Raw genomic sequence first — 14,759 nt, 5'->3', positions numbered from 1 at the left:
AATGGATAATAAAACGCTGTCCCGCAAAATACAAGAGACAGCGTTTTGTTATCAAACTATCGGTTTAGCAGGCTACCTACATAGCGTAATAATTCATTCGCAGATGAAGAATTATAGCCGTGCTCATCAATTAGGCGTGCAACAACATCATTGATTTTCTTAAGCTGATTTTCGTCTGGCGTTTTCGTTGATGTTGTAATTTTCACTATATCTTTTAAATCAGCAAATAGTTTTTTCTGAATCGCTTCGCGAAGACGCTCGTGTGAATTATAATCAAAGCGTTTTCCTTTACGCGCATAAGCAGAAATGCGAATTAAAATTTCTTCACGGAATGCTTTCTTAGCATTTTCTGAAATTCCAATTTGCTCTTCAATTGAGCGCATTAGCTTTTCATCTGGACTCATTTCTTCACCTGTTAATGGATCACGTAATTTTGATTTATTGCAATATGCTTCAACGTTGTCTAAGTAATTATCCATAAGTGTCTTCGCTGATTCTTCATATGAATACACGAATGCTTTTTGTACTTCTTTCTTCGCAATTTCATCATATTCTTTTCTCGCTAATGAGATGAAATTCATATAACGCTCTCGATCTTCATTACTAATTGACGGATGCTGATCCAACCCGTCTTTTAGCGATCTAAGTACATCTAATGCGTTAATAGATGGTACCTCTTTTCGAATAATTGTAGAAGAGATTCGGTTAATAACATAACGAGGATCGATACCTTTCATGCCTTCATCTTGATATTCACGTTGTAACTCCTCTACATCAATCGCATTATAACCTTCTACTGTTTCTCCATCATATAAACGCATCTTTTTAATTAAATCAATATCCGGACGCTTCGGATCTTTTAAACGAGTTAAAATCGTAAACATTGCTGCAACGCGAAGTGTGTGCGGTGCAATATGCACATTGGATACATCACTTTCACGAATCATTTTTTCATAAATATGTTCTTCTTCACTCACTCGTAAATTATATGGAACTGGCATTACAATAATTCTTGAGTGCAATGCTTCATTTTTCTTGTTTGCTATGAAAGAACGATACTCCGTTTCATTCGTATGCGCTACAATTAATTCATCTGCTGAAATAAGCGCAAATCTTCCCGCTTTGAAATTCCCTTCTTGCGTAAGCGATAATAAATGCCATAAAAACTTCTCGTCGCATTTTAACATCTCTTGGAATTCCATCATCCCACGGTTTGCCTTATTCAATTCTCCATCGAAGCGATATGCTCGTGGATCTGATTCTGAACCATATTCTGCGATTGTTGAAAAGTCCAGACTACCTGTTAAATCGGCGATATCTTGTGATTTAGGATCAGACGGGCTAAATGTACCAATCCCTGTACGGCGATCTTCTGAGAAGAAAATACGCTCTACAACTACATCCTCAATTCTTGAACCATATTCTTGCTCTAGGCGCATAACGTTTAGTGGTGATAGATTCCCTTCAATTCTAACTCCATACTCATCAAAGAAATCATCTCGTAAATGATGCGGAATTAAATGAAGTGGATCTTCATGCATTGGGCAGCCTTTAATTGCAAAAATTGCTCCTCGATCTGTTCGGGAATATGTTTCTAATCCTCGTTTCAACATCGTAACTAATGTTGATTTCCCCCCACTAACAGGACCCATTAATAATAAAATACGTTTTCTAACATCTAATCGTTTTGCAGCTGGATGAAAATATTCTTCTACAAGACGTTCTAAAGCATCCTCTAATCCAAATAGCTGATTACTAAAGAAGTTATACTTTCTTCTACCATCTACCTCTTCAATTCCAGCATCTTTTATCATATTGTAAATGCGAGAGTGTGCTGTTTGAGCCACCCATGGTCTTTCCTTCACAAGCTCTAAATACTCCGCAAACGTACCTTCCCATTGTAAGCGTTCTTCTGCTTCTCGATGCTGTTCAATTTTTTTTAGAATATCCATTATAGCTCCTCCCCCATCTCCTTGTTCAATCGGATTATTATAAAAGGTATGCTAGGATGTCCTCAAACATTCTTTAAATCAAAATGAAATATACAGTAGTGCAATAAAATTCTCTCCAAAATTCAAAGAAAATTCTGTATAATATAGGTATTAAAGATTTTACACCGCTATTCATTTTAAATAAATTCTTTTCTTCCAAGAACCTTACATACATTTCGATTCATATTTAAGATTCATAAACTGAAAAATTAGGAGGGATATTAGTATGAAATTATTATTAATTTTAGGTGTATCACTCACATTTCTTACAGCTATTTTCACATCCGGTTACAATGATAAACCCGGTACACATAAAAAGTGATGTGCTTCTTAGCACATCACTTTTTTTATGAATTATTTATAATACACTTTTTCCACGTCGTATTTTGATAGTGGTTTGCTATAATAATAACCTTGTACAAACTTCACATTCTTTTCCTTCAAAAATTGTATTTGTTCTGCTTTTTCTACTCCTTCTGCAATTACATTCAATTCCAAAGTATGAGCTAAATGAATAATTGCAGCTGTAATATTCGTATCACGTTCATCTACATGTATACCTTCCATAAAGGAACGATCGATTTTCAAAGTATCAATTGGATACGTTTTTAAATAACTTAAAGATGAATATCCCGTCCCAAAATCATCTAAATGAATCTTTAAATTTTGTTCTTTTAATTGTAGCAATACTCTTTTCGATATGTCTTTATGTATAAGGGCTCCTTCTGTAACCTCTATCGCTAATAGATGAGCTGGTACATTGTACTTATGTAACGCTCGTGTAATCATCTCTATTAGTGTAATAGAACGAAAGTGCCTGGCTGAAATATTAACTGCAATCGGGACCACTTCATATCCTTTATTTAACCATTCACGTATTTGCTGACACACTTCATTTACTACCCATTCATCAAGCTTAATAATAAATCCTGTTCTTTCTGCTAACGGAATAAATTGATTGGGAGAGACAAATCCTAATTCTTTATTCTCCCACCTTATTAAAGCTTCCATACTGACTATTTTTTTCGTTTCAATATTCATTTGTGGCTGATAATATAAGAAGAATTCGTTTTTTTCTATAGCACGATGTAATTGGTTTTCTATTATAAATCTTTGTTCACGTTCACAATCTAATCCATTGCAATAAAAATGATAATGCCCTTTTCCTTTTTCTTTTGCTTTTTCCAAAGCAGCATCAACTCTTTGGAATAATATTTTTTCATCCTCTCCATCTGTTGGAGCCATTACAATTCCGATTGACGCACTTAAATACACGTCCTCTTCTTCGATTACAAAATGTTCACTAATCTTTTTTAGTATGCTTTTTGCAACTACCTCTACACGTTCTTTCGTTATATTTTCTATTAACATAACAAATTGATCATCGTGTTCTCTAAATAAGTGCATACCGTCTATTTGAAAACTGCTTAAACATTCTGTAACTTTTTGTAATACTTTATCTCCTTCTTTATGGCCAAAAGTATCATTAATAAGATGAAATTCATCTAAATCTATAAAAATAAACGCAAAATCTATCTTCTCATTTAAAAAACCATTTAACTTATTTGTACATGAAATTCTATTCATTAATCCTGTTAACTGGTCATAATAAGCTAAATATTCCGTTCTCATCTCATTTAATACTTGCCTTGTAACATCCCTCGTAACAATATATATCCCGACAATTTCCCCGTTCACAATAATTGGAATAGTTCTTAAAGAAATATAGAGCTCGTACCCTTCTTTATGAACATATTTCTTTGAAACAATTTGCTTCGCTTTTCCTTGCATGGATCCTTTAAATATAATTTGGAAATCTTTTTCATATTCTTTATTAATAAATTCAAAAATAAATTTATTGTTTAATTCTTCATATCGGTATCCAAATATTTCATACGTTGCTGGGTTTGCATATGTAATTCTACCTATAGAATCTATAGATATAATGGAGTCATTATTATATTCTAGTAATGACTTAAATAGCATTTGTTTTTCCTCTATTTCAATCTTCTCCTCAATTTGAGCTGTAATATCCCTCGTAATACAAATAATAAACTGACATACTCCTTCTTCATCAAATACAGGATTAAGTGAAGATTCATAATGTAAATTACCAGTTGGTAAACTAACTACATCACAAAAGGTATGTGCTTTCGCTTCGCTCGCTACTTTTGCGTATTGCACTTGTAATATTTCCGCCGTATCTTCCGGTAATACTTCAGCGAACGTTTTTCCATAACATTCTTCGCTTAGCTTCGCATAATCCATACCTATCTTATTTACATAAATATATTTAAAGGTTTCATCATCCATAACTTTCACAATAAATACTAAATCTTGAATAGCATGTAATAATCCTCTTCTTATTAAATCCATATCTATCATACTTAAAAAGGTATTTTGATTACTATATCGTTCCTTCATATTTATCTCAACCCGTCTAATCTATTTTTATTCATATATCCCCATTCTATATGAATATGTACCCTTTTTTAAATGTATGATTATATATTATTTTTATTTTTAGAAAAAAAGTCGCCATATGGCGACTTTTAATAAACAATTTCTAAATCTAATCCTGGATAATTTTGTTGACGGAATGCTTCATAAATTAAAATAGCTGCTGTATTAGATAAATTTAATGAGCGCACTTTATCAGTCATTGGAATACGTAAACAATGATCGAAATTTTCTTCGATTACATTAGCTGGTAAACCGTTTGTTTCTCTTCCAAATACAAAATAGTAATCCTTCTCACGTTTGCTATAATCAAACGCTGTATGAGCTTTCTCGCCATACTTTGTTAAATAGAAGAATTCACCGTCTTTATTTTTCTCATAAAATTCTTCAATTGAATCATAATACGTAACTTTCACGTGCTGCCAATAATCTAATCCTGCACGCTTTAACATTTTATCATCCGTTGAAAATCCAAGCGGTCTAATCAAATGTAATTCTGTTCCAGTTGCTGCACAAGTACGAGCAATATTCCCTGTATTTGCTGGAATTTCTGGTTGATATAAAACAACATGTACTCCCACGCGATATTCACCTCTATTTTTTGTCTACTACGTATTATACCACTTGAGCGAAAAATCTCTACCCATTAATAATGTGAAAGAATTTATATTTCATTTGTGGTGTATATTTACTAGAATCTTCATAGTTCCAATAACGCCGACGGCTATTCGCTGAATGTGCATTTACAAGTGGCATACCATCTGCGTCTTTTGCTACTACAATCGTCGTATGATTCCACCTACCATCATCCTCAAAATCATAAGCAATGACATCACCAAGAATAAGATCCTCTGGCCTTTCTACCGCTTCTGCTCGAAGCCCTGTTGTAGAACCTGATAAATACCAATAAAAAGAGTGTGCGACAGCCCAGCTCCAACTCCACTGATTCTCCCTTTGCCACCATCCTTTACGAATATTAGGATATCCATTCATTGGTACTTCTCCAGTATGAAGACATTGAGAAATAAAATTCGTACAATTATCAGGGAAATTACGATATACAGGGTTTCGATCATCCCACCAACGCTCTGCATATTTAACTGCCTCTAAACGATTATACTGATAAGAACCATACTTCTCTTTTATAACTTCTCTTTCTAACGTCTCACTCATGCCAACTGCTTCTGGCACTTCAATAGCATAATCACCTATTATCCGGCTATTATTTAAACAAACTCTTCGTTTTAGTTGTTCCTCTTCGATATAAAATAATTCTTTATGCTTAATTAAATATTTAAAATGTATTTGATAATCAATTTCTTGATGATTGCTATTATTTAATTGTCTCATGAAAGAAACGTCCGCAGTTGCTTTCACTACATGTGCATTACGCTTTTGAAACAATTGTTTCTTTCTCTGTGCTATCTGGAATAAATCTTGAGCAATCCCCTCTACATTTGTTCTTTTTTCTGTTATATAGGCTAAAAATTGTTGTACTTGCTTTTCAATATTTATTTTTACAACCATTTCGTCTCCCTCCCATATTACAATATGAAAAAGGGAGATATTATCTACTCTTTTTTCTGCGCTAACAATTCAAGTCCGCGATTCATTTCATGAAGAACCTCTTCATCTTTCTCACGCTGCATTGCTTTTTCAATGGCTTCGCCCACGCCATCTCCACCAATTTTCCCAAGTGCCCATGCTGCCGTTCCGCGAAGTACTGGTCTTGGGTCATCTTTCATAACACCTATTAAATCAGGAATTGCTGATGCCTCTTTAAAATGAGCAAGTGCCAAAATTGCATTTCGTTGCAACGGCTTTTTACCTCTCCATGAACCAGACATAATTCCATATTTCTCTTTAAAATCACGATTACTAATTGTTAAAAGTGGTGTTAATAGCGGCTTAACTAACTCAGGATCCGGTTCCATCTCAGGGTGGTTATGAAAATCCATTCCTTTGTTTTTTGGACAAACAGTCTGACATGTATCACATCCATATATACGGTTTCCTATTTTGTCACGATATTCTTCCGGTAGGAATCCTTTCGTCTGTGTTAAAAATGCAATACATTTCTTCGAGTCTAACTGTCCTCCTTGTATTAAAGCACCTGTAGGACAAATATCAATACATTTCGTACAGCTCCCGCATTGATCTTCTATTGGCTGATCTGGTGGGAATGGAACGTTTGTAATCATTTCTCCTAAATATACATACGAACCAAATTCGGGTGTAATAATAGCGCAATTCTTACCGCTCCACCCAATACCGGCACGCTCCGAAACAGCTCGATCACTTAACTCTCCCGTATCAACCATTGACTTAACTTCTATATCGGGAAGTTTTTCGATTAAATATGCTTCTAATTTTTGCAAACGATCTCGTAAAACAAGATGATAATCTTGTCCCCAAGAAGCACGACAAAAAATCCCGCGGCGTTCTCCACGCTTACTTAATGGTGCATTTTTTAATTTTGAAGGATACGCTAATGCAATCGCAATAATTGATTTTGCACCAGGTAGTAAAAGTTGTGGGTTCGTTCTTTTTTCTATATCAGGCTCTTCAAATCCAGATTGATAATTTAATTGTTGCTGCTGGATTAAGCGTTGCTTTAATTCCTCAAATGGTGAAGCACTAGCAAAGCCTATTTTATCTATACCAATCGTTTTACTATACGCAATTACATCTTGCTTTAATTGTTCAAAATCCATTCCTCATCGCCTCCTCAGATGAACTCACCCTTTATGTAACGTCTATATTAGTTAGCAATTCACTTTTGGAATACTATTCTCTACTTCTATTTTCGCATACAATTATCTTTTTCAAACATTAAAAAACGCAATGCCTCGTTTATCTTAGAAACGAAACACTGCGTTGATCACAATTTATAGAAAAACATTTAATAAATTTGGAGCGGGTGAAGAGAATCGAACTCTCGACCAGAGCTTGGAAGGCTCTTGTTTTACCACTAAACTACACCCGCAAATATGAAATACATATAAGATATTAGAATAACTTATGTAAAGTAGTATAGCATGTACAAAAAACGGAAGCAAGAATTTTATCGAAAAAAGTCGAAAAAGTGATGAATAGCTCATCACTTTTTCAATTCTTTATCAATCGCCTTCTTCATACTATCGAAATCAGGGTTTGCAAGATTTCCGTTTATGTATACTGAAGGAGCACCTTGAACTTTTAATTTTTGAGCACGATCTGAATCTTTACGTACTTTTTCTTTTATTTCTTTACTGTGTAAATCTTTCTTAAATTGTTCTACATCAACTTTCGGAAGCTTCTCTTTCACAATGTTAAGAAGTAACTCTTCTGTAATCCATTCTTCCGTGTCTTTCTTTTGACTTTGATAAATCTCATCATAGAAAGTCCAGAATGAATCTTGATCTTGTTTATAAATTGCTTCACCAGCTGCTGCACCTAAATCAGAGTCTTTTCCAATAAACGGGAAGTTAATAAAATATAACTGCACTTTACCTTTATCAATATACTCTTCTTTTAATCGTGGCAATACTGTTACATCCCAAGTACGACAAGCAGGACATTTGAAGTCTCCAAATTCAACTACCTTAACTGGAGCATCATCTTTCCCTAAAGATTGTTGTGTGGAATAAGCAAACATCTCATTCCCTTTATCTTTTTTGTCATTTATGATGCTATACGCAATTGTTCCGATTACAATCAATACTGCGATAGAAAAAACTATACCAAGAGCCATGAGTTTGTTTGATTTCATATACATTCCTCTTTAAATTCATATTCTGTATACAGCATTGTACACAATACACATAATATCAACACTTATATGCGTCACGCAATGAACACGCTCACATAAATTACAAAAACAGAACATTTGTGACAATATTGTGTCGCCTTTTGTCACAATTTATTCAAAAAAAGAAGCTCCTATGTAGGAACTTCCTTTAGCTTACTGCTTTTTCACGCGCATTATTTAACATCGACTGCTCTGTTTTAATATCATGACGAATGACTAACTTCTCACTAACTGCTTGCACATACTCATCATGATTGATATAGCCTTCTTTCTCCATCAATCTCAAAACGACATTTCGTCTCTCTACGGCCTTATCATAATTTTGTGCAGGTGAGTAATAAGCAGGTGCTTTTACTACAGCAGCCATCATTGCACTTTCAGCCAGCGTTAATTGGCTTACTTTTTTACCGAAGTAAAGGTTTGCCGCTTTTTCAATTCCCCATGCTCCTTCTCCGTAATAAATATTGCTTACATACAATTTTAAAATTTCATCCTTCGTAAATGTGCGTTCAATTTTTTTCGTATAGAAAATCTCTTTCCACTTACGAGAAAATGTACGTTCATTTGTTAAAAAAGCATTTTTGGATAACTGCTGTGTAATTGTGCTTCCGCCTTGCACAACACCACCAGCCTTTATATTCTCAACAGACGCTCTGACAATCGCTATATAATCTAAACCGTTATGATGATAAAACCTTTTATCTTCTGTCGCAATAAATGCATGTGTTAATGATTCTGGCACCTCTAACTTAGCCGGTACATGTAATTTACTAATATCACTTTGCTCAATCATCACATTTCCAACGAATAATAACGTACAACTTAACAATAATAATAAAATAATGGCTTTATAAAAGAATTTAGTCATTGGATTTAATGCAACTTTTTGATGATAGTTCACCCTAGATAATACTCGTTCTTTCATCTTGAACACCTCTTTTCCACACAGCGTATAACTCTTACTTTAAGAATACCTTGTTGTAAAAAAACATCCCATCGATTTCTCTTACACGTACCTTACATCATTGTAAGGTATAAAGTGAAACTTTAATCAGCCCTCCCCAATCGGGCTGTCCGGCAAATAACGGGGTAAAAAAGTATTGTATCACAGTCTATTTTTATCTACTATTCATCTGAAATATTGAATATAGAGTATGCTAAACCAATAGTAGAGTATACCTTAAGCCTATACTTCCCTATTAAAACACCCTATTTTCATTATATCATCTACAAATATATATATTTGTAAGTATCTAGTAATCTAAATGTATACAATATATCATACATTATACAGAACAAACGTTCTTAAAATCAATACTAGCACTATTATTATTTTGACCTTTTTCTTAAACAGTATACAAAAAGAGTAGTGATTTGATTGTATCTCAAACCAGCTACCCTTTTCTTTATAATCTAGCTATTAAATTATACGGCTGCACTTCCCACGTTTCGTATGGAATAAAATGTGTCGCTCTCATCGCATCAATCGTTCTGGATTTCATATGAGGACGCGTTATGTACTCATCTATGTTCTCTTCATTTAAAGCAACAAATTTAGCCTCTTGTATTTCTTCAGGCTGAATTTGTATTTCACCGCTCACATATGCGACTTTAAAAACAACAGATAAAATATGCATAGAAGCATTATAGTAAACACCTGTAACTCCAAGCGGCTTCACAGTCAAACCCGTCTCCTCAAACATTTCCCTACAAACTGCTTTATCGAGCGCTTCTCCTTCTTCCACCTGTCCTCCTGGCAACTCCCACGTATCCGCTCGCCAATGTACTTTAGCCAATAACACTTCACCTTTTTCATTTGTTAAATAGCCTGCTACGGCAACGATATGCTTCGGTGTTTTATGTTCCATATTAAGCCTCCTAGCAATAATGAATATTTCACATATCCCTATAAGCATATTCCCTGTCTACAACAAAATCCCTTTACTAATTCATCAACTTAATTAACCTCATAAAAAAAGCCCCCTATCCGTTAAACGAACAGGGGGCTTCTATCGGATTATTCTCCTAAGTCTACGTTGTGGTAAACTTGTTGCACATCTTCTAGATCTTCTAATGCATCAACCATTTTTTCAAATTGTACTTGAGCATCTTCAGGAAGTTCTACATCACTTTGTGCAAGCATTGTTAATTCTGCAACTGTGAATTCTTCAACACCAGCATCTTTAAGTGCAGATTGTACAGAATGGAATTGATCAGGTTCAGCATACACGATAACAGCATCTTCTTCTTCAAGAATGTCACGTGCATCTACATCTGCTTCCATTAAAATTTCAAGAACTTCATCTGATGTTTTACCTTCAAGACCGATAACAGCTGTCGCATCAAACATGTAAGCTACAGAACCGTTTACACCCATGTTACCACTGTTTTTGCTAAATGCAGCTCGTACATCTGCTGCAGTACGGTTTACGTTATTTGTAAGTGTATCTACAATTACCATAGATCCATTTGGTCCGAATCCTTCATAACGAAGCTCGTCATAATTTTCTTCTGAACCGCCTTTTGCTTTTTCAACTGCACGATCAATAATTGTTCTTGGTACATTGTATGTTTTCGCACGTTCTAATACGACTCTAAGCGCTTGGTTTGATTCTGGATCTGGCTCACCTTGTTTTGCTGCCACATAAATTTCACGTCCAAATTTCGCGTATATACGGCTTGTATTTGCATCTTTTGATGCTTTTTTATCCTTAATATTATTCCATTTACGACCCATACTTTCCACTCTCTTTCCCGTTTTAAATCTACATAAAAATATTAATATGAAATATAATGTGTATTCAACACATTTTTAAAAGAAATATAAAAAGTTCATTTTTGATTCATATTACAGACATAATATAAATTACTATCATTTTGTTCTTTCGACAAGTTATATTATACATGAATTCCTACGTTTATTACGAATTTTAGAAGCACATAGCACAATTTAACAAAAAAACTCTAACATTTCTGTTAGAGTTTTTTTATATCTCCGATAACAATTTCCATAATATTACTATAATCACTTTCTATCGTTGTATAATAAAAACAGGAAAAAATTTGAAGGGAAGATGTGGGGGAGAATTATGACACATTCAAATGAGAAAAAAGCACATGGTCTTAAAGGAATTGGCGAGAAGTTAAACCCAACTATCTATCAAGTAAGATTTATGAAATTAGATGAACCAATTCAATTTGAGTCGTTTCCTGAATTAAAGGAATTAGGGGACTGGTTGAGTACTTCAACACACATGTGGGCGTGCCACTCAACCATGTACAAGTACAACAGAGAAGAGTTTAAAAAGAAGTTTTTAGAAATTACAAAATTAACAGCTGATAATGTGCTAATCTCTACTGGTGGTGTCGGATTTAACTTCATGTCACCGGGCTGGAGAAATTCGCTCTAGAGTGCTTGGAGGGAATATTGTATAGAATACCGGAATTAAAAGGATAAAAATGAATGTTTTTGCCCTCTTAATGTTTCTTAGTTTACTCACCGCACACTTTTTGTGCTTATTTTGTCACGCGAAGAAAATACAAAAAAAATCTATACAGTTAGTATAGAGTTTTTTACGCCGTTCATGATACCGATGGTCGGGGTCGAACCGACACTCCCGAAGGAACACGATTTTGAGTCGTGCGCGTCTGCCAATTCCGCCACATCGGCACAAAAGAAAAGGCGGCAACCGGATTTGAACCGGTGATAAAGGTTTTGCAGACCTCTGCCTTACCACTTGGCTATGCCGCCATATGAAATTTTATTGGAGCGGAAGACGGGATTCGAACCCGCGACCCCAACCTTGGCAAGGTTGTATTCTACCACTGAACTACTTCCGCGAAAATGGCTGGGCTAGCTGGATTCGAACCAGCGCATGACGGAGTCAAAGTCCGTTGCCTTACCGCTTGGCTATAGCCCATTGATTTCTTACTTAATTATATGTAAGTATCCATTAGATTATTTGTAATTTTTAAAATAAAAATGGGGCGACTGATGGGAATCGAACCCACGAATGCCGGAGCCACAATCCGGTGCGTTAACCACTTCGCCACAACCGCCATGTTGTGTAAATATATTTGGCAGGGGCAGTAGGAATCGAACCCACACTGGAGGTTTTGGAGACCTCAGTTCTACCTTTAAACTATGCCCCTATGTAAATGGTGGAGGGGGGCAGATTCGAACTGCCGAACCCGAAGGAGCGGATTTACAGTCCGCCGCGTTTAGCCACTTCGCTACCCCTCCGAAACTTACATGGTGCCGGCTAGAGGACTTGAACCCCCAACCTACTGATTACAAGTCAGTTGCTCTACCAATTGAGCTAAGCCGGCGTATATTATTAAGATAAATGGTGGCTCGGGACGGAATCGAACCGCCGACACGAGGATTTTCAGTCCTCTGCTCTACCTACTGAGCTACCGAGCCTTATTAAAATGGCGGTCCCGACCGGGGTCGAACCGGCGATCTCCTGCGTGACAGGCAGGCATGTTAACCACTACACCACGGGACCATTTGGTTGCGGGGACAGGATTTGAACCTGCGACCTTCGGGTTATGAGCCCGACGAGCTACCGTGCTGCTCCACCCCGCGATAATACTATTTATATAATTTATATGGTGGAGGATGACGGGATCGAACCGCCGACCCCCTGCTTGTAAGGCAGGTGCTCTCCCAGCTGAGCTAATCCTCCAAAGTGGTGACCCGTACGGGATTCGAACCCGTGTTACCGCCGTGAAAGGGCGGTGTCTTAACCACTTGACCAACGGGCCAAATATTATAAATCCTATGGCGGAGAGCAAGGGATTCGAACCCTTGATACGCTTGTGACGTATACACGATTTCCAATCGTGCTCCTTCGGCCAGCTCGGACAGCTCTCCAATGGCTCCGCAGGTAGGAATCGAACCTACGACCGATCGGTTAACAGCCGATAGCTCTACCGCTGAGCTACTGCGGAATAATATTGCCTGGCAACGTCCTACTCTCACAGGGACAAGGTCCCAACTACCATCGGCGCTAGAGAGCTTAACTTCCGTGTTCGGTATGGGAACGGGTGTGACCTCTCTGCCATCATTACCAGACATTATTCTTTTGAGACAATCATTATTATAACTTATTCACTTTAAAAGTCAACAAGTTTTTTATGTTCTCTCAAAACTAGATAACACTTGCTTCATATTATATGGTTAAGTCCTCGATCTATTAGTATTCGTCAGCTCCACATGTCACCACGCTTCCACCTCGAACCTATCAACCTGATCATCTTTCAGGGATCTTACTAGCTTACGCTATGGGAAATCTCATCTTGAGGGGGGCTTCATGCTTAGATGCTTTCAGCACTTATCCCTTCCGCACATAGCTACCCAGCTATGCCCTTGGCAGAACAACTGGTACACCAGCGGTGCGTCCATCCCGGTCCTCTCGTACTAAGGACAGCTCCTCTCAAATTTCCTACGCCCACGACGGATAGGGACCGAACTGTCTCACGACGTTCTGAACCCAGCTCGCGTACCGCTTTAATGGGCGAACAGCCCAACCCTTGGGACCGACTACAGCCCCAGGATGCGATGAGCCGACATCGAGGTGCCAAACCTCCCCGTCGATGTGGACTCTTGGGGGAGATAAGCCTGTTATCCCCGGGGTAGCTTTTATCCGTTGAGCGATGGCCCTTCCATGCGGAACCACCGGATCACTAAGCCCGACTTTCGTCCCTGCTCGACTTGTAGGTCTCGCAGTCAAGCTCCCTTATGCCTTTGCACTCTACGAATGATTTCCAACCATTCTGAGGGAACCTTTGGGCGCCTCCGTTACACTTTAGGAGGCGACCGCCCCAGTCAAACTGCCCACCTGACACTGTCTCCCGGGTCGATAAGACCCGTAGGTTAGAATTTCAATACATTCAGGGCGGTATCCCACCAGCGCCTCCACCGAAGCTAGCGCTCCGGTTTCAATGGCTCCCGCCTATCCTGTACAAAATGTACCAAAATTCAATATCAGGCTACAGTAAAGCTCCACGGGGTCTTTCCGTCCTGTCGCGGGTAACCTGCATCTTCACAGGTACTATAATTTCACCGAGTCTCTGGTTGAGACAGTGCCCAAATCGTTACACCTTTCGTGCGGGTCGGAACTTACCCGACAAGGAATTTCGCTACCTTAGGACCGTTATAGTTACGGCCGCCGTTTACTGGGGCTTCAGTTCAGAGCTTCGCTTACGCTAACCCCTCTCCTTAACCTTCCAGCACCGGGCAGGTGTCACCCCCTATACTTCGCCTTACGGCTTCGCAGAGAGCTGTGTTTTTGCTAAACAGTCGCTTGGGCCTATTCACTGCGGCTTTCCGTTAAGAAAGCACCCCTTCTCCCGAAGTTACGGGGTCATTTTGCCGAGTTCCTTAACCAGAGTTCTCTCGCACACCTTAGGATTCTCTCCTCGCCTACCTGTGTCGGTTTGCGGTACAGGCACCTTTTATCTCGCTAGAAGCTTTTCTTGGCAGCGGGGAATCAAAGACTTCGCTCCATAAGGAG

General features: G+C 37.6%; 10 protein-coding genes, 16 tRNA genes and 2 rRNA genes (1 of these 28 only partly in view). 1 reads left to right on the top strand and 27 read right to left on the bottom strand.

Annotation, left to right across the window (positions count from 1 at the left end; translation table 11 throughout):
* Window positions 1-56 precede the first annotated feature (56 nt).
* From MHB74_RS02885 to MHB74_RS02840, 10 genes are all read right to left on the bottom strand, one after another.
* Entirely contained in the window at window positions 57-1,952 is a 1,896-nt protein-coding gene (locus tag MHB74_RS02885) for a PrkA family serine protein kinase (RefSeq protein WP_061680186.1), read from the bottom strand.
* 393 nt (window positions 1,953-2,345) lie between these two features.
* A complete protein-coding gene (locus MHB74_RS02880; RefSeq protein ID WP_061680185.1) occupies window positions 2,346-4,415 on the bottom strand; it encodes a sensor domain-containing protein in 2,070 nt (689 codons plus the stop codon).
* 128 nt (window positions 4,416-4,543) lie between these two features.
* A complete protein-coding gene (gene trmL / locus MHB74_RS02875) occupies window positions 4,544-5,032 on the bottom strand; it encodes a tRNA (uridine(34)/cytosine(34)/5-carboxymethylaminomethyluridine(34)-2'-O)-methyltransferase TrmL (RefSeq protein ID WP_000538149.1) in 489 nt (162 codons plus the stop codon).
* A gap of 58 nt (window positions 5,033-5,090) precedes the next feature.
* Complete coding sequence (locus tag MHB74_RS02870) at window positions 5,091-5,978, bottom strand: amidase domain-containing protein (protein ID WP_061680184.1); 888 nt, start codon at window positions 5,976-5,978, stop codon at window positions 5,091-5,093.
* Window positions 5,979-6,022: 44 nt separating this feature from the next.
* Window positions 6,023-7,165, bottom strand: a complete 1,143-nt coding sequence (queG, locus tag MHB74_RS02865) for a tRNA epoxyqueuosine(34) reductase QueG (protein WP_060629454.1) — start codon at window positions 7,163-7,165, stop codon at window positions 6,023-6,025.
* Window positions 7,166-7,363: 198 nt separating this feature from the next.
* A tRNA-Gly gene (locus MHB74_RS02860) sits at window positions 7,364-7,437 on the bottom strand.
* A gap of 114 nt (window positions 7,438-7,551) precedes the next feature.
* Window positions 7,552-8,202 (bottom strand): DsbA family protein, encoded by a 651-nt coding sequence (locus MHB74_RS02855; RefSeq protein ID WP_000841317.1) that lies wholly within the window; start codon window positions 8,200-8,202, stop codon window positions 7,552-7,554.
* 187 nt (window positions 8,203-8,389) lie between these two features.
* The gene (locus MHB74_RS02850; RefSeq protein WP_000664703.1) at window positions 8,390-9,166 is read right to left on the bottom strand and encodes a transglycosylase domain-containing protein; all 777 of its coding nucleotides are present in this window, start codon (window positions 9,164-9,166) and stop codon (window positions 8,390-8,392) included.
* Window positions 9,167-9,647: 481 nt separating this feature from the next.
* A complete protein-coding gene (locus tag MHB74_RS02845; protein WP_061680183.1) occupies window positions 9,648-10,109 on the bottom strand; it encodes an NUDIX hydrolase in 462 nt (153 codons plus the stop codon).
* 149 nt (window positions 10,110-10,258) lie between these two features.
* A complete protein-coding gene (locus MHB74_RS02840) occupies window positions 10,259-10,978 on the bottom strand; it encodes a YebC/PmpR family DNA-binding transcriptional regulator (protein ID WP_000532956.1) in 720 nt (239 codons plus the stop codon).
* Between the two features lie 352 nt (window positions 10,979-11,330).
* Here MHB74_RS02840 and MHB74_RS02835 point away from each other — a divergent pair, with 352 nt between their 5' ends.
* Window positions 11,331-11,651 (top strand): DUF3884 family protein, encoded by a 321-nt coding sequence (locus MHB74_RS02835; RefSeq protein ID WP_061680182.1) that lies wholly within the window; start codon window positions 11,331-11,333, stop codon window positions 11,649-11,651.
* Between the two features lie 178 nt (window positions 11,652-11,829).
* Here MHB74_RS02835 and MHB74_RS02830 read toward each other — a convergent pair.
* The 17 genes from MHB74_RS02830 to MHB74_RS02750 form a co-directional block, all read right to left on the bottom strand.
* Window positions 11,830-11,911: transfer RNA gene (locus MHB74_RS02830), tRNA-Leu, on the bottom strand.
* 10 nt (window positions 11,912-11,921) lie between these two features.
* Window positions 11,922-11,992 (bottom strand) — tRNA-Cys (locus tag MHB74_RS02825).
* A 14-nt stretch (window positions 11,993-12,006) separates the two neighbouring features.
* A tRNA-Gly gene (locus MHB74_RS02820) sits at window positions 12,007-12,081 on the bottom strand.
* A gap of 5 nt (window positions 12,082-12,086) precedes the next feature.
* Window positions 12,087-12,161 (bottom strand) — tRNA-Gln (locus MHB74_RS02815).
* Window positions 12,162-12,224: 63 nt separating this feature from the next.
* Window positions 12,225-12,300: transfer RNA gene (locus MHB74_RS02810), tRNA-His, on the bottom strand.
* Window positions 12,301-12,319: 19 nt separating this feature from the next.
* Window positions 12,320-12,393 (bottom strand) — tRNA-Trp (locus tag MHB74_RS02805).
* A gap of 7 nt (window positions 12,394-12,400) precedes the next feature.
* Window positions 12,401-12,484, bottom strand: a tRNA-Tyr gene (locus tag MHB74_RS02800).
* Between the two features lie 10 nt (window positions 12,485-12,494).
* Window positions 12,495-12,570, bottom strand: a tRNA-Thr gene (locus tag MHB74_RS02795).
* Window positions 12,571-12,588: 18 nt separating this feature from the next.
* A tRNA-Phe gene (locus MHB74_RS02790) sits at window positions 12,589-12,664 on the bottom strand.
* 9 nt (window positions 12,665-12,673) lie between these two features.
* Window positions 12,674-12,749: transfer RNA gene (locus MHB74_RS02785), tRNA-Asp, on the bottom strand.
* A 3-nt stretch (window positions 12,750-12,752) separates the two neighbouring features.
* Window positions 12,753-12,829, bottom strand: a tRNA-Met gene (locus tag MHB74_RS02780).
* A 24-nt stretch (window positions 12,830-12,853) separates the two neighbouring features.
* Window positions 12,854-12,929, bottom strand: a tRNA-Val gene (locus tag MHB74_RS02775).
* Window positions 12,930-12,933: 4 nt separating this feature from the next.
* A tRNA-Glu gene (locus MHB74_RS02770) sits at window positions 12,934-13,008 on the bottom strand.
* Window positions 13,009-13,025: 17 nt separating this feature from the next.
* Window positions 13,026-13,117: transfer RNA gene (locus MHB74_RS02765), tRNA-Ser, on the bottom strand.
* Between the two features lie 2 nt (window positions 13,118-13,119).
* Window positions 13,120-13,194: transfer RNA gene (locus tag MHB74_RS02760), tRNA-Asn, on the bottom strand.
* Window positions 13,195-13,202: 8 nt separating this feature from the next.
* Window positions 13,203-13,318 (bottom strand): 5S ribosomal RNA (rrf, locus tag MHB74_RS02755).
* 101 nt (window positions 13,319-13,419) lie between these two features.
* Window positions 13,420-14,759: ribosomal RNA gene (locus tag MHB74_RS02750) — 23S ribosomal RNA — on the bottom strand; it runs 1,582 nt beyond the window's last position.

The sequence above is a fragment of the Bacillus sp. FSL K6-0069 genome (genome assembly GCF_038007785.1).
GTDB classification, from domain to species: Bacteria; Bacillota; Bacilli; order Bacillales; family Bacillaceae_G; genus Bacillus_A; species Bacillus_A mobilis.
Note: the sequence above shows the minus strand (reverse complement) of the source record. Positions and strands in the feature narration are given on the sequence as shown.

Bases quoted from the DNA above. Each gene is read 5' to 3' on its own strand.
- MHB74_RS02870 (WP_061680184.1), bottom strand. From the start codon at position 5,978: ATGGTTGTAAAAATAAATATTGAAAAGCAAGTACAACAATTTTTAGCC.
- MHB74_RS02880 (WP_061680185.1), bottom strand. From the start codon at position 4,415: ATGAAGGAACGATATAGTAATCAAAATACCTTTTTAAGTATGATAGAT.
- MHB74_RS02855 (WP_000841317.1), bottom strand. From the start codon at position 8,202: ATGAAATCAAACAAACTCATGGCTCTTGGTATAGTTTTTTCTATCGCA.
- MHB74_RS02885 (WP_061680186.1), bottom strand. From the start codon at position 1,952: ATGGATATTCTAAAAAAAATTGAACAGCATCGAGAAGCAGAAGAACGC.
- MHB74_RS02850 (WP_000664703.1), bottom strand. From the start codon at position 9,166: ATGAAAGAACGAGTATTATCTAGGGTGAACTATCATCAAAAAGTTGCA.
- MHB74_RS02845 (WP_061680183.1), bottom strand. From the start codon at position 10,109: ATGGAACATAAAACACCGAAGCATATCGTTGCCGTAGCAGGCTATTTA.
- MHB74_RS02840 (WP_000532956.1), bottom strand. From the start codon at position 10,978: ATGGGTCGTAAATGGAATAATATTAAGGATAAAAAAGCATCAAAAGAT.
- MHB74_RS02835 (WP_061680182.1), top strand. From the start codon at position 11,331: ATGACACATTCAAATGAGAAAAAAGCACATGGTCTTAAAGGAATTGGC.
- queG (WP_060629454.1), bottom strand. From the start codon at position 7,165: ATGGATTTTGAACAATTAAAGCAAGATGTAATTGCGTATAGTAAAACG.